The organism is Mycobacterium sp. NPDC003323, from assembly GCF_053589535.1.
The window spans coordinates 150,317-164,244 of the sequence record NZ_JBSFSB010000001.1; the positions used below are offsets into that span (position 1 = coordinate 150,317).

Here is a 13,928-nt window from a genome sequence, read left to right on the forward strand (position 1 = left end):
GCGTTCACGATAGCTAGATCACGCTATTCACGCTAGCGTGAATAGCGGCTCCAAACGGGTGCGACCGGTGATGCGCAACACGACGTTGTCGGCCCGACTCTTTACGCTCTTGGCTGTGGATCACGACGCGATCACCGCGATCCGGGACCGACACCCGGCCTGGCGGCTGTTGCGCGCCGGGAACGCCGCCTTGGTCCTGTCCTTCCTCGGACATTTCTTCGTCGAGGGCAATCGGGGCGCCCACTCGGCAAGTGCGGTCGCCGACGCCCTGGACGACCACCTCTATGCGCTCAACGCCGAAGAGGCCCGATACCCGAAGGCGCCGCGCGCCTACCTGGAGGACTGGGCCGCCACCGATGCCGGATACCTTCGCCGCTTCTACCAGCCCGGTGACGACGAAGTGCACTACGAGGTGACGCCGGCCTTCGAGAAGGCCTACGCCTGGGTACTGGGCTTGCAGGGCCGGTCCTTCGTCGGTACCGAATCCCGGCTGCACACCGTGATCGAACTGCTGCGTCAGATTGTGCACGGCACGGAGGTGAAACCCGAGGTCCGGCTGGCCGAATTGCACCGGCGCCGGGCCGAACTCGACGCCGAGATCGCTGCCGTCGAATCCGGCGATGTGCCGATGCTCGACGCGACCGGAGTGCGGGACCGCTACCAACAGCTGTCGTCGACCGCGCGGGAATTGCTCTCGGACTTCCGGGAGGTCGAGGAGAACTTCCGGCTGCTGGATCGGGCGGCTCGAGAGAAGATCGCCGCTTGGGACGGCTCCAAGGGTGACCTGCTCGCCGATCTGGTGGGCAGCCGTTCCGAGATCGCCGGGTCGGATCAGGGCCGCAGCTTTCAGTCCTTCTACGAATTCCTGCTTTCCGAGCAACGCCAGACCGAACTTGCCGGACTGCTGGCCAAGGTATCCGCACTGGACACCGTCGATGCCGATCCGCGGATGCGCGGCATCCATCACGACTGGTCGGAGGCCGCCGACCGGGCCCAGCGCACCGTCCGGCAGATTTCCGAGCAACTGCGCCGTTTCCTCGATGACCAGGTGTGGCTGGAGAACCGACGGGTGCTGGATCTGGTCCGGGCGGTGGAGGCCGCGGCCCTCGCGGTTCGTGAACGTCCGCCGGCCTTCGGCCTCGACGTCGACGATGCAGGCATCGAGATCGCGCTGCCGTTCGAGCGGCCGCTGTATCAGCCGCCGGTTGCGGCCGCCGTCGAGAGCGACGTCACCCAAGCCGACGAGGCTGTCGACGCCGATCTGCTGTTCACTCAGACCTACATAGACCAGACCCGGCTGGCCGAGACCATTCGTGCGGTGTTGCCGCATAACTCCTCGGCGCTGCTGTCCGATGTCATTGCGGTGCACCCGATCGAGCAAGGGGCCGCCGAGATCGTCGGCTACCTGGCCCTCGACGACGAGGATGTCAGCATCGATCTGGACGACACCCAGGAGACTGTGCTCGACTACCTCGACCCGAGCGACCCAGAGGTCACCAAGCGGGCCCGGCTACCGAAGGTGACGGTGCGCCGTTCATGAGTAACGACCGCGCCGTCGCCGCCGCCATCATCCGGTTGATGCAGGGTGTCGTCTACCGCGCCGCGGACGAGGACACCTGGGGGACGTTGGAGCGGCTGGGTGCCGGCGTGAAGGACCATTTCGCCACCATCGGCGTCGACGTGGTGATCGACGACACCGAGGGCTACGCCTACCTGCGGTCCCGGCCCGAGGAGCAGGGTGAGGAGGCGCTGCCGCGGCTGGTGCGCCGACGCGCCCTGACCTACAACGTGAGTCTGCTGCTGGTCCTGCTCCGTAAACGGCTCGTCGAATTCGAAACCAACGGCGGAGAGGGCCGCCTGGTGCTCAGCACCGAGCAGATCATCGAGATGCTGCGGCTGTTCCAGGCCGAATCCACCAACGACGCACGTGTGGTCGACCAGGCCGAGACGACCATCAAGAAGGCCGCCGAACTCGGTTTCCTGCGCCCCCTGCGCGGGCAGCGCGACCACTGGGAGGTGCGTCGCATCCTGAAGGCCTATGTGGACGCCCAGACCTTGAACGACTTCGCGGCCAAGCTGCGTGAGTACGCCGGAGCGACGGCCGACGATGAGTGAAACACTGTTCAGTACAACCGAACCCGGGGCAGGGTACCGGCTGCAGTACGCCGAGGTGTACAACTGGGGCACGTTCGACGACCGCGCCTGGCGCTTCACCGCCGGCACCAACACCGCCCTGCTCACTGGGGACATCGGTTCCGGGAAGTCGACGATCGTCGATGCGCTCACCACACTGTTGGTGCCTTCGCACAAGGCCGCCTACAACAAGGCCGCCGGCGCCGACGCCAAGGAACGCACGCTGCGCTCCTACGTCGAGGGCCACTACAAGTCCGCACGCAACGAGGCCACCGGCAAGTCCCGGCCAAAAGGGTTGCGGGAGAACAAACGTACCTACTCGGTGATCCTCGGGGTGTTCCACAACCACGGCCACGGCGAGACGGTCACCCTGGCGCAGGTGTTTCAGCAGCGCGAGAGCACCGGTCAGCCCTACCGTTTCTTCGTCACCGGCGCCAAAGAATTGTCCATCGCGACGGACTTCGCCGATTTCGGCACCGATCTACGCGACCTGCGTAAGCGGTTGCGGTCCGCCGGTGCCGACGTCTTCGACGATTTTCCCAAGTACGCCACCTCACTGCGACGGCTGCTCGGCATCCGCTCCGAGCAGGCGCTGGAACTGTTTCACCAGACGGTATCGATGAAATCGGTGGGCAACCTCAACGATTTCGTGCGCGACCACATGCTCGAACCGAGCGATGTCAGCGGCCGGGTCGCCGACATCATCGGCCATTTCGACGATCTGACCAAGGCGCACGACGCGGTCAAACGTGCCCGCGAACAGTTGGAGGCGCTGCAGCCGGTCGTGGACACCGCCGCCAAGTACGATGCCGCGCATTCCGAACGCGACGGGTTGGAGGTGGAGCGCTCAGCTGTCCGGCTGTTCATCGCCGAACTGCGCTCCGGGTTGCTCGCCGCGGAGATCACCCGGCTGGAGGCCGACGGCGCGGCGCTGTGGCAACGCCAGGATGCCGCGGAAAGCAACCAACGCAAGCTCAATCAGGACCGCGAGGCCCTCATCGAGGAGCGCGCCAAGGCCGGCGGGGACCGGATCGGCGAACTGGAACGCCTCGCCGAGGAGGCCCGCGTCCAAGCCGACACACGCAGGCAGACAAGAACGCTGTTCGATGTCGCGGTCGGCGATGCCGGGCTGCCGGCGGCCGAGGACAGTGCGGCGTTCACCGCGCTGGCTGCCCTGGTGGCAGCCGAGCGTCCGCGGCTCGCCGACAAGAAGCGTGACCTGGACACCGCGACCATCGAGGCGATCGGCCGGGAGAAGGAATACCAGCGCCGGTGCGGCGCCCTCGCCGAAGAGATCGCCAGCCTGGAGCAACGAACGAACAACCTGCCCCACGAGCAGGTCGTGATACGCGCCGAACTGTGTGCGGGGCTGGGGCTGACACCTGAGGACCTGCCGTATGCCGGTGAGCTGCTCGACGTGTCCGACGAGCACGCCGAGTGGCGCGGTGCCGCCGAACGGGTGCTGCGCGGATTCGCGCTGTCGCTGCTGGTTCCGCAACGGCACTACGAGGCCGTGGCCGGCTGGGTCGACGGACGTCGGCTCACCGTCGCGGGCCGCGGCGCCAAGTTGGTCTACGAACGGGTGCCCGAGCATCGGGTCCGGTTGCAACCGGCGGGTGCCGACGGCCTGCTGCTGGCCGACTGTCTCGACGTGCGGGAGGGACAGTTCGCCGGCTATCTGCGTAACGAGTTGACCAAGCGGGCGGACTTCCGCTGCGCGGCAAGCCTGGACGAGTTCCGTGCGCACCGCCGCGCGGTCACCCGGCAGGGCCAGGTGCGCTCGGGTGACCGGCACGAGAAGGACGACCGGCACCGTGTGGACGATCCCCGCCGGTGGGTGCTGGGTTGGGTCAACGAACGCAAGGTCGCCGCGCTGCGCGACGAACTGGCCGAACTGGAACGTGATCGCGAACTCGCGGCCGCCGAGGCGGCGCGGCTCGGCGAGCAGCGGGAAGCGTTGCAGCGTCGACTGGATGCGTTCCTGCGTGTGGAGGGGTTTCGGTCCTGGGCCGACCTCGATGTCGAGGAGGCTGAGCTCCGGGCGAAAGACCATGATGCCGAACGGATCCGGCTGCAGGAAGGCTCATCGCGACTGGAGGAGATTACCCGGGCGCTGCACCGCAACGCCGAGGAGGAAGCTGCCGCAAAGGAACTGATCAAGAAGCTCACCGGCGAGCTGGCCACCACCCAGGCGGCCGTGCAGCGCGCTCAGGCAGACCGCATCCGCGACGACGAGCTGGTCGCCACCCAGCCGACCGAACGGCTGCAAGCGGCCCGCGCGGCATACCCCGCGCTTCGCGAGCGCCTGGGCAAGCAGCAACCCCAACGTGCGGCGGACTGCGCCGGAGTCGAGTCGGCGCTGACAGATGAGCTGCATCGGCGCATCGAGCGACTCACCCGCGAACTCAACGGTCACGGCCTGAACCTGGGCCAGTACATGACCGTGGTCCTCAACCGGTGGCCCGAGCTGCGCGCCGATATGGACGCCACGGTGGAAGCCCGCGGTGACTTCCTGGCGTTTCGGCAACGGGTGGCCACCGACGATCTGCCGCGGTTCGAAACCGAGTTCAAGGAGCAGCTCAACAAGAACGCCATCCAGGAGCTGGCCGGATTCAACAACTGGCTGGGCCGGCAGGCCGCGGCCATCGACGAACGGGTCGACCGCATCAATGAGGCACTCGGCGCGGTGCCCTACAACCCGGGCCGGTTCATCCGGTTGGAGAAGGAACCGACCACCAATCAGGATGTCGCGCTGTTCCGGTCCGATCTGCGCAACCTCACCAACGACACCCTGGCCGTCGACGGCGAACAATACTCCGAGCAGCGGTTCCTAGATGTCAAGCGGATCATCGAACGGTTCCGTGGCCGCGATGGCTATGCCGAATCGGACAAGAACTGGACACGGCGGGTCACCGATGTGCGCAACTGGTTCGTGTTCTCGGCCTCCGAACGCGACCGTGACACCGACGTCGAATGGGAACACTACAGCGACTCCGACGGTAAATCCGGTGGGCAGAAGGAGAAGCTCGCCTACACTATCCTGGCGGCGTCGCTGGCGTATCAGTTCGGTCTGGAATGGGGTGCCGCGCAATCCCGCGACTTCCGGTTCGCCGTCATCGATGAGGCCTTCGGCAGGGGGTCGGATGTCTCCACCCGATACGCATTGGATCTGTTCGCGACATTGGGGCTGCAGCTGCTGATCGTCACACCGTTGCAGAAGGTGCACGTCATCGAGCCGTACGTGAAAGCCATTGGCATCGTGGACAATCCGACCGGTACCTATTCGCGGCTGCAGACCATGACGATCGAGGAGTTCCGTGATCGGAGGGACCGCACGTGAGTGCGGCGTGGACCACGGTCGCCGACATCACCGCGAAGGTCCGACGCCGCTGGGACGACGGGTCGCTGCTGAGCGGTCACGCCCGCGGTGAGCCGTTCGAACCCATCGCGGTGTCCCTACGCGGTCCCACCCCGGCGCAGATCGGCGACGATCTGGGTGCCGCCCGGGATTGGGTGGCCGACCTGGACCGCGGCCGACGCGCGGACACCCGGTATGCGCTGGAATGGAAGACGGTGGGTGGCAGGCAGATCGGCCGCAATCAGCTGCCCTTCCGTGCCGTGATCGCGACCCGTGAGCAAGCTTGGGCATTGCTCGGCGTCGCGGCCGAGGTTCGGCACTTCGACGAGATGCTCGCCGTGCCCCACCCCGGAATCCGGGACTGGATCATCGCGCACCCGCACCGCGCGCTGACACTCGCGCCGCAGCTGCCGGGATTGGTCGCGGCCTACGAATGGCTCGACGGGCACCGGCATTCGCAGCGGTACCTGCGGGAGATCAGTGCGCCAGGAGTGGACACCAAGTTCGCCGAGCGGTACCGCACTGACCTCGCCGGCATGTTGGGAGTGTCCGCATCGGCTTCGGGGTTTCTGGCAGACCTCGGATTGCGAGTGAAGCCCACGCTGGTGCGGTTGCGCCCGGCCGCGTCCCTGGGACTGCCCGGCCCGCTGACCGAACTGGCGGTGCGCGCCGCGGAACTGGTCGACCTCGACGTGGCGCCCCGCATCGCCATCATCATCGAGAACGAGATCAGCTATCTCAGCGCCCCGGTTCCCGAGGACGGTGCCGTGATCTGGGGCAAGGGATTCGAGGTCGACAACGCGGGTCGACTGCCCTGGCTGGCCGGTGCCGACGTCGTGTACTGGGGCGATATCGACACGCATGGATTTGCGATCCTGGATCGGCTACGGGCCTGGCTGCCGGCGGCACGGTCGGTGCTGATGGATCGCGAGACGCTACTGACCCACCGTGACCGCTGGGTCACCGAAGACCGTCCGGCATCGTCGATCCTGACCCGGCTGACGCCGCCGGAGCTCAGCCTGTACACCGAGTTGGTGGAGTCGAGTCTGGGGGAGCGGGTGCGGCTGGAACAGGAGCGCATCGATTGGGGGTGGGTACTGCCGCGGTTGCGGTGACAGCCACAGTCGGCTGTGGGTTTATCCACAACCCTGGCAGACGGCCGGGCTCTGTTGGCGCCGGTCTGTCGGGGAGCGGGCGTAGCTTCCGGCTCATGAACGACGGACGGAAGCGGCGACAGGCCAAGCGGGCCCGCCGAGACGCGCGACGGCGGGCTGTGCGCCCGGAACCGAGCAGGATCGACCCCGTGCGGAGCGCATCGACTGCGGAGCATCCGCTGGACATGCTGCTCTTCGTGGGGCGGATGATCGAAGTGCTGCTACCGCGTGAGTTTTCGTACCTCGCGAGCCTCAGCAAGGAGCGCCTCGATCCGCCGCAACTGATCGACGAGGCCGCCGCGGCGCGGCCACCGGACTACACCGCGGTGGTCACGTTGCTCGGCGAGATGGCGGTCGGCGACGAGCACTTCCAGCAGCGGTGCCGCGAAGAGGTCGCGGCACGTACCGATGCGGTGCCGCGCTGGATCACCGATCTGCCGGGCCTGACGGTCGGTCGCGCGATCCAGTTGACCAATGCGTTCGGTGATCTGGATGAAGTCCTGTTCGAGGTGCGGTTGACCGACGGTCGTGCGATCACCTGCGGGGTGCTGATCGACCATCTGGAGTACTCGACGGTCAAGGATGTCGGGATCTGGGACAAGCCGCTGAATGCCGTGCTCGTCCGATTGGAGTCCTGGGAATGGGTGGGCCACCCGAGGGAGATGACGACAGCCGACGCGCGGGCCTGGATCGAGCAGGCGTTCCGTCTGGGGCATTGCCCGCCCGGTCAGGGAAAGACGTCCGGGGTTCTCGGCGGTGGTCAAGTGGCTGGCTTCTCGGCTGCCCGAAGGTGGGCAGCAATACCAGGGCGATGACGCGGATCAGAGCGCGGCGGACGTGGTCGAGGCGTTCTTTGCTTCTCCGGAGGGACGGCGCTTCGGCTACGCCGAGTTCGGTGAGGTGCTGGAGGAACTGATCGGCATGCGTAGCGGGGACCCGCAGCGTTGGAGCGCATTCCGGGTCATCTACGCGATAGGGGACTTGCCGGACGGCAGGAACGAACCAGTGGAGACGGTGCTTCGCCTGCCTGCCCTGCTGCGTGCCTTTGTCCCGTTTGCCCACCAGCGCAGCGGCATTGGTGCGGAGTCGACGGCCCAGACGTTGGCGATGATCGACGAGGTGCAGAAGGGCCTCGAGGATCGGGTTCGCGGTGGGTTGCAGCAGTATTGGGATGCGGCGGGGTAGCGCATCAGGGGCGCGAGTCGGCGCCGAGATCCTTCAGCAGCGACTCCACCCGTTCCCATGCGCTGCTCTTACGTGCGGGATCGTCGGGGTCGAGGCTGACGAGGGTGGCCAGTAGTTCGCGCAGTCGGGTGTCTGCTGGGTCGTCGGCGAAGAGGTCGTCGTAGTGCGGGTCGAGAAGGTGTGCGTGCGAGCGTTGGTTTGCGCGGGCGGCGGCCCAGGAAATGCGGTCGAGGAAGATCTCCAGTTTGCGTGCCGCAGCCAGGGTGTCGGCTGACTCCAACATCGCAATCGTCTTCAGGCCCGACTGGGGTTTCACCGAGTCCGGGTGCAAGGCCAGCACGGTCGCGAAGTCGTCGCCGGACGGTGCCTCCGCAAGTGCGCGGATCCGGCGCACCCGGTCGGCGGCCGCGGTGAAGTCGTCGTCCTCCATGCTGTAGCCGACAAACAACAGATGGCTTGTCAGCAGCAAGGTTTCGACCACGGCGAGCACCGCCCGCAGCTCGGACTCAAGGTGCGTGTAGTCATCGGTGGTCAGGATGATACTGTCGGGCCGACGGGCATCGCCGTGCATCTTCAACAACCATGTCTTGGACTGGACAGCGAGTTCGCGGGCCAGCGTCTGAAATCCTTCGGTGCCCAGCGTGCCGGTCAGGGCCGATTCGTAAGCCAGGTCGTAGTTGGTGGTGACGTTCTGGCGGACACCGAGGCCGGCTAGGAGGAGGTGGGCGGGGGAAACGTCCGAGATCGCCGTGCGGTCGGCGACGACGCGGTGCACGTGGTCGGCCCCGAGTTTGTCGGCGAGTTGTTGTGCGATCTTCGGTGCGTCGCCGGCCGAGTAATTCTCCAGTTCGGCGCCGTTCAGTTCGGTGAGCAGTCCTTTCCAGTCGGGAAGTCCGAGAGGGACGCTGACGCCGGAACCGAGGAACAGCGCGAGCTCTTGTTTCGCCGCCCGCTGGCCGAGGGTGTCCGCGACGACCAGCTGCTCCTTCGTGAACTCGCTCCAGTCGTCCCGGGACCGGAGACCTTGGACGGCGGTGTGGTCGCGTTCGTGGTAGAGCACCAGTGCCACGTCGATGTCGGAGTCGCGAGCCACACGCTGCAGCGCGGGTAGCAGTGCTGCAATCAGCGCACCGCGCCGGTGCTCGAATCCACCCGCGCCGGTGCCCACCAACGGGAGCGCCACCAGAGGCTTGATCCTGCCCGAAACGGTCTCAAGCCCGATCGCGAAGTCTTTGATCGCCGCGGCGACTCCCTCTGCCACCCAATTCGGATCGAGAACGGCGTCGTTGGCGGTCGGGACCATGCGGATTCGTCGCCCGGCATGATCTGCTAGGTCGACGAACCGTGCTTCTGCCGGGCGATCACGAAGCCGAAGGCCCCAGGGCGACTCGTCGAACTTGTCGATCTGGAGCAGAGCCTTCCAATGGTTCGTCAATTCCCAATTGGTGTCGCAGGGGATGAGGATTGCGCTGCACTTGAGCCGCACGAGGTTCCCGCGAAGTACAAAGAGATGTCCCGCCATGGCGCTATTCAACACGGCGCGCGACACGGACTTCGAGGACTCGTGACTTGTCTGCGCTGCTCGATACCATCCGAACAGAAGCGGGGGAGGCGGCATGAGCACCGATGTGGCAGGACCGCGGCTGGCCAACGCCGCCGAACGCCGGGTTCACCATCTGCTCGTCGAGCAGCTCGGTGATGACGGTGTCGTGATCGCCGGTAAGCGGGTCACCGACCACCTCAAGGACCACGAGGTGGATTTCCTGGTCGCGATCGAGGGTGCGGGCATCGTTTGCGTCGAGGTCAAAGGCGGGGACGTCTGGCACGACGGTCAGAGCTGGCGCCAGATCCGGCGGGGACGGGAATGCGAGATCGAACCGGTGCGGCAGGCCCGCGATGCGTGCTATGCGCTACGCAGCTTCGTGGAGAGCGACCCGCGGTGGCGCCAAGGCCGGCTCCGCTGGGACCACGTGATCGTGCTGCCCAACACCGAACTGCCCGAGGACTTCGGCCTGGCCGACTGTCCGCGGTGGAAGGCATTCGACCGCAATGATCTTGGTGATCTCGTGGGGCGGATGCGTAATAACCTGCACAGCCAGGAGCTTGACCGTCCGGTGCTGAGTGCCGATGGGGTCGATCAGCTGATGGTGTCGCTGAGCGGACGTGGTCTGCCGCAGCGTGATGTGGTGGCCCGTGCGTTGGAGAACGAGGACGCCGCCGACGTGCTCACCGAGCACCAATCGGTGATCCTCGATGCGATCCGGCTGCTGAATCGGGTCGAGATCCGCGGCGGCGCCGGCAGCGGCAAGACCTTCCTGGCGATGGAGCAGGCTCGCCGGTTGGCGCGGGCCGGGCAGCGGGTGGCGCTGGTCTGCTACTCGCATGGCCTGGCTTCGTACCTGGAGCGCATCACCGGTGGGTGGCCGCGGCGCCAGCAGCCCGCCTATGTCGGGGAGTTCCACGATCTCGGGAAGATGTGGGGTGCGCCCGGGGGCCCGGACGAATCGCTGCGCACCGAGGACACCGTGCAGTTCTGGGAGCACGATCTGCCGGCCCAGATGGCCGAGCTGGCAGCAGGTTTGGAGCCCGGACAGCGGTTCGATGCGATCGTGGTCGATGAGGCGCAGGACTTCGCCGACGCGTGGTGGGATCCGCTGCTCGGGGCGTTGAAGGACGACGAGAGCGGTGGGCTGTACCTGTTCACCGACGAGGGGCAGCGGGTGTTCAACCGGCACGGCTCACCGCCGGTGCCGCTGGTCCCGTTGGTACTCGATCACAACCTGCGCAACACCCGGCAGATCGCGACGGCGTTTCAACCATTGGTCGATCACCCGATGCGGTTCCTCGGTGGGGACGGTCCCGCGGTGAAGTTTGTCGCCTGCTCGGCCGAAGACGCGATGAATGTCGGTGACGACGAAGTGGAGATGTTGCTGGAGGAGGGCTGGCGGCCCGAGGATGTGGCGCTGTTGACGACCGGGACAAGGCATCCGGAGCAGCGTGAGCGACAGGCCGCCGGCAGCGCCGCGTACTGGGACAGCTTCTGGGACGCCGGGCAGGTGTTCTACGGTCATGTGCTCGGGTTCAAGGGGCTGGAGCGCCGGGCCGTGGTGCTGGTGGTCAACGAGCAGTCGGCGTTCGAGCGGTCCCGGGAGCGGCTGTACGTCGGGTTGTCGCGGGCACGGGATCAGTTGGTGGTGTGCGGGGATCCGGAGTTCATCGCGGCGGTGGGTGGGGCGGATTTGGCGCGGAGGTTGGGGCTGGAGGAGTAGGGGTGCCAGACGTACAAGAGGTCGTCGATATTCTCTCGGGTCCCGCGAATGCGCTCGCGCCAGCAGACTTCCCGATAGATCGAGCGTGGGCAGAGCGCCCGGGCATGTACGCATGGTGGGGCGACGAAGAAGCCAGAGCCGCTCTCGGAGCGCCGATCGATATGCAGTTGGGACCGCTGTTGTACGTCGGTCAGGCTGGCGCGACCAAATGGCCATCGGGCAAGCGGTCGTCGTCCACCCTGGCCAGCAGGATTGGCCGCCAACACATCCGTGGCAATACTCGCTCGTCGACTTTTCGGCGGACAGTGTCCGCGTTGCTGCTCGATCGACTGTCGCTGGTGCCGGCGGGCGGTGGACGCCTCGATGCAACAAGCAACGCGATCGTCTCCTCATGGATTGCTGAGCATCTCAGAGTGGGAATCGCGCCATTCGATGATCGGGATTCGTTAGGACTTGTCGAGAGGTCGGTGCTCGACTTGCTCGACCCGCCGTTAAACCTCGGGCAGTGCATGCCTTCCGAGTCGCGTGCCAGACGGGTCTGCTGCTCGAGTAGGTGACATCTGAGTTGGCTTGCCCAGCGTGGGCGGGCTGGAAGGATGTCCCCATGGCAAGGCCCTATCCCCGTGAGTTCCGCGACGATGTCGTGCGCGTGGCCCGCAACCGTGATGACGGTGTGACGATCGAACAGATCGCCACAGATTTCGGGGTCCACCCGATGACGCTGCACAAGTGGATGCGCCAGGCCGACATCGACGAGGGCGCTAAGCCCGGCAAGAGCACCAGCGAGTCCGGTGAGCTGCGCGAAGCCCGGCGGCGGATCAAACTGCTTGAGCAAGAGAACGAGGTCCTGCGCCGGGCCGCGGCGTATCTGTCGCAGGCCAACCTGCCGGGAAAAGGCTCTACCCGCTCGTGAAAGAGCTCGCCGCTGACGGGATCCCCGTCGCGGTGACGTGCCGGGTACTCAAGCTCGCCCGCCAGCCTTACTACCGCTGGCGGGCCGATCCGATCACCGACGCGGAGGTCGTCGAGGCCTACCGTGCCAATGCACTGTTCGACGCCCACAGGGACGACCCGGAGTTCGGCTACCGCTACCTGGTCGAGGAGGCACGAGAGGCCGGAGAAGCGATGGCCGAGCGCACCGCTTGGCGGATCTGCTCGCAGCATCGACTGTGGAGTGTGTTCGGCAAGAAGCGCGGCAAGAACGGCAAAGCAGGGCCACCGGTGCACGATGATCTCGTCGAGCGCGACTTCACCGCACTTGGTCCAAATCAGCTGTGGCTCAGCGATATCACCGAGCATCGCACCGATGAAGGCAAGCTCTACCTCTGCGCGATCAAGGACGTGTTCTCTAACCGCATCGTCGGGTATTCGATCGACTCTCGGATGAAGTCCCGGTTGGCCACCACTGCGCTCGCTAGTGCGGTGGCACGCCGCGGCGATGTGGCCGGTTGCATTGTCCACACCGATCGTGGATCTCAGTTCAGGTCAAGGAGATTCGTGCACGCACTCGGGCGCTACGAGATGGCCGGATCGATGGGCCGCGTCGGTGCGGCCGGCGACAATGCAGCCATGGAGAGCTTCTTCGCTCTGCTGCAGAAGAACGTGCTCGATCGCCGGCGCTGGCGTACTCGAGAAGAGCTGCGGATCGCGATCGTCACCTGGATCGAACGGACCTACCATCGCCGGCGCCGCCAAGCCGGCCTCGGGCGGTTGACCCCGATCGAATTCGAAGCGATCATGACCACACCGGCCAGTCAGGCCGCGTGACCGAAACTGTCACCTACTCGTGCAGCAGACCCGACTGACGGCCCTGCGAGCTCGGCTGTCAAGATAAAGAACGGCAACGCTTGCCAGCGGCCGCCAGCGAAATACACACTTTGGACAAGAGTGCAGACGAAACTCATGACTCATCCGTAGCTGTTCCCGTCGCGTGTGACTGTCGAGGATCGTCAGGTCGAAGTCTGCGTCACGTCGTCACATCCACGTCTGCAATGACGATCGCGTGGTCCGATACCTTGTTGATCCGCACATCGTGAACATGTCTGGCGTCGACAACTCGGTCACGAAGTGTCGGTGAAACGAAGATGTAGTCGAGCCGGAAACCGTTGTAGTCGTCCGAAGTCTGTGTCTCTTTGTTCTTCCGCTTCGTGTACCACGTGTATTCGCGCGCTTTCGGATTGCGGTTCCGCCAGGTGTCAACGTACTTTTCAAGACGCAACACACGAATGTAGTCAGACAGGACGAAGGGCGTACCTTGCGCATCTTCCGGCAGACCGGTGTTGAAGTCGCCTAGCAAGACGACGCGCTGATCACGGTGCCGTCGAGCATATGCGATGACCTCGTCCCACAGGAGTTCTTTCCGCTTCTTTCCCGACATACCCAAGCCGTCGGCGCCGAACTTGTTGTCGGTACCGCCAGGAATGTGAACACACAGGATGTGAAGATCGCGCTCGGCGACCTGCAGAGGCAGCCAGCGCTCGGGGTCATGGGCGACTGGTTCGTCAATAGACTTGAGGGGAAGCTTTGACGCGATGAGGACACTGTTGGTGCTGCCGGTCGAGCACGTTGTTTCGATGAACTCGTAGCCGCGCTGGTGTAGTGCGCCACGCAGCGAGCCTAGGTTGCCGTGCCTCACTTCGGTAAGCCCAACTACGTCTGGCTCAAGTTTGGCAATTTCGTCGACGATCATCTCGATGCGGTTGCCGCCACCGCTTTGAATGTTCCATGTCAGGAATCGCACTGCATTCGCCCCTGAATCTTGTTGTTCGGTAGATGTGATCACTGCTCTGCGAAAAAATTTGTTTACGGCGAGATGCCTCGTGGAAAAGG

11 protein-coding genes are annotated in these 13,928 nt (G+C 65.4%); 9 read left to right on the top strand and 2 right to left on the bottom strand.

Annotated elements, in window-relative coordinates; all coding sequences use genetic code 11:
- Positions 1-115 precede the first annotated feature (115 nt).
- The 6 genes from ACWDUN_RS00600 (at position 116) to ACWDUN_RS00625 (ending at position 7,830) form a co-directional block, all read left to right on the top strand.
- A complete protein-coding gene (locus ACWDUN_RS00600; protein ID WP_449923144.1) occupies positions 116-1,540 on the top strand; it encodes a DUF3375 domain-containing protein in 1,425 nt (474 codons plus the stop codon).
- Positions 1,537-2,115, top strand: coding sequence for a DUF4194 domain-containing protein (locus ACWDUN_RS00605; protein ID WP_449923147.1), 579 nt, complete (start codon positions 1,537-1,539; stop codon positions 2,113-2,115). Before ACWDUN_RS00600 ends, ACWDUN_RS00605 begins: the two co-directional genes overlap by 4 nt.
- The gene (locus ACWDUN_RS00610; RefSeq protein WP_449923149.1) at positions 2,108-5,473 is read left to right on the top strand and encodes an ATP-binding protein; all 3,366 of its coding nucleotides are present in this window, start codon (positions 2,108-2,110) and stop codon (positions 5,471-5,473) included. Before ACWDUN_RS00605 ends, ACWDUN_RS00610 begins: the two co-directional genes overlap by 8 nt.
- Positions 5,470-6,606 carry a Wadjet anti-phage system protein JetD domain-containing protein gene (locus ACWDUN_RS00615; protein WP_449923152.1) on the top strand — a complete coding sequence of 379 codons (1,137 nt, stop codon included), beginning with the start codon at positions 5,470-5,472 and terminating at the stop codon, positions 6,604-6,606. The genes ACWDUN_RS00610 and ACWDUN_RS00615 overlap by 4 nt, the downstream gene beginning before the upstream one ends.
- A gap of 188 nt (positions 6,607-6,794) precedes the next feature.
- Complete coding sequence (locus tag ACWDUN_RS00620; protein ID WP_449923155.1) at positions 6,795-7,460, top strand: hypothetical protein; 666 nt, start codon at positions 6,795-6,797, stop codon at positions 7,458-7,460.
- Positions 7,402-7,830, top strand: a complete 429-nt coding sequence (locus ACWDUN_RS00625) for a hypothetical protein (RefSeq protein WP_449923158.1) — start codon at positions 7,402-7,404, stop codon at positions 7,828-7,830. Before ACWDUN_RS00620 ends, ACWDUN_RS00625 begins: the two co-directional genes overlap by 59 nt.
- A 4-nt stretch (positions 7,831-7,834) precedes the next feature.
- Here the strand turns inward: ACWDUN_RS00625 and ACWDUN_RS00630 are convergent, their stop codons facing one another.
- Positions 7,835-9,352, bottom strand: a complete 1,518-nt coding sequence (locus ACWDUN_RS00630; RefSeq protein WP_449923161.1) for an SIR2 family protein — start codon at positions 9,350-9,352, stop codon at positions 7,835-7,837.
- Positions 9,353-9,446: 94 nt separating this feature from the next.
- On the opposite strand from ACWDUN_RS00630, the gene ACWDUN_RS00635 reads away from it, so the two are divergent.
- From ACWDUN_RS00635 to ACWDUN_RS00645, 3 genes are all read left to right on the top strand, one after another.
- Positions 9,447-11,099 carry an NERD domain-containing protein gene (locus ACWDUN_RS00635; RefSeq protein ID WP_449923163.1) on the top strand — a complete coding sequence of 551 codons (1,653 nt, stop codon included), beginning with the start codon at positions 9,447-9,449 and terminating at the stop codon, positions 11,097-11,099.
- Positions 11,100-11,260: 161 nt separating this feature from the next.
- Entirely contained in the window at positions 11,261-11,656 is a 396-nt protein-coding gene (locus ACWDUN_RS00640; protein WP_449926133.1) for a GIY-YIG nuclease family protein, read from the top strand.
- A 47-nt stretch (positions 11,657-11,703) separates the two neighbouring features.
- Positions 11,704-12,866 (top strand): IS3 family transposase gene (locus ACWDUN_RS00645; protein ID WP_449923165.1). Its coding sequence is split into 2 segments (ribosomal slippage): positions 11,704-11,988 and positions 11,991-12,866, totalling 1,161 coding nucleotides; the frame shifts between segments, so codons are not numbered across the junction.
- 199 nt (positions 12,867-13,065) lie between these two features.
- Here ACWDUN_RS00645 and ACWDUN_RS00650 read toward each other — a convergent pair.
- A complete protein-coding gene (locus ACWDUN_RS00650) occupies positions 13,066-13,839 on the bottom strand; it encodes an endonuclease/exonuclease/phosphatase family protein (RefSeq protein ID WP_449923167.1) in 774 nt (257 codons plus the stop codon).
- Positions 13,840-13,928 lie beyond the last annotated feature (89 nt).

What these genes read in the sequence shown, in the direction of transcription:
- ACWDUN_RS00605 (WP_449923147.1), top strand. Translation starts at nt 1,537, where the DNA reads ATGAGTAACGACCGCGCCGTCGCCGCCGCCATCATCCGGTTGATGCAG.
- ACWDUN_RS00630 (WP_449923161.1), bottom strand. Translation starts at nt 9,352, where the DNA reads ATGGCGGGACATCTCTTTGTACTTCGCGGGAACCTCGTGCGGCTCAAG.
- ACWDUN_RS00610 (WP_449923149.1), top strand. Translation starts at nt 2,108, where the DNA reads ATGAGTGAAACACTGTTCAGTACAACCGAACCCGGGGCAGGGTACCGG.
- ACWDUN_RS00640 (WP_449926133.1), top strand. Translation starts at nt 11,261, where the DNA reads ATGCAGTTGGGACCGCTGTTGTACGTCGGTCAGGCTGGCGCGACCAAA.
- ACWDUN_RS00635 (WP_449923163.1), top strand. Translation starts at nt 9,447, where the DNA reads ATGAGCACCGATGTGGCAGGACCGCGGCTGGCCAACGCCGCCGAACGC.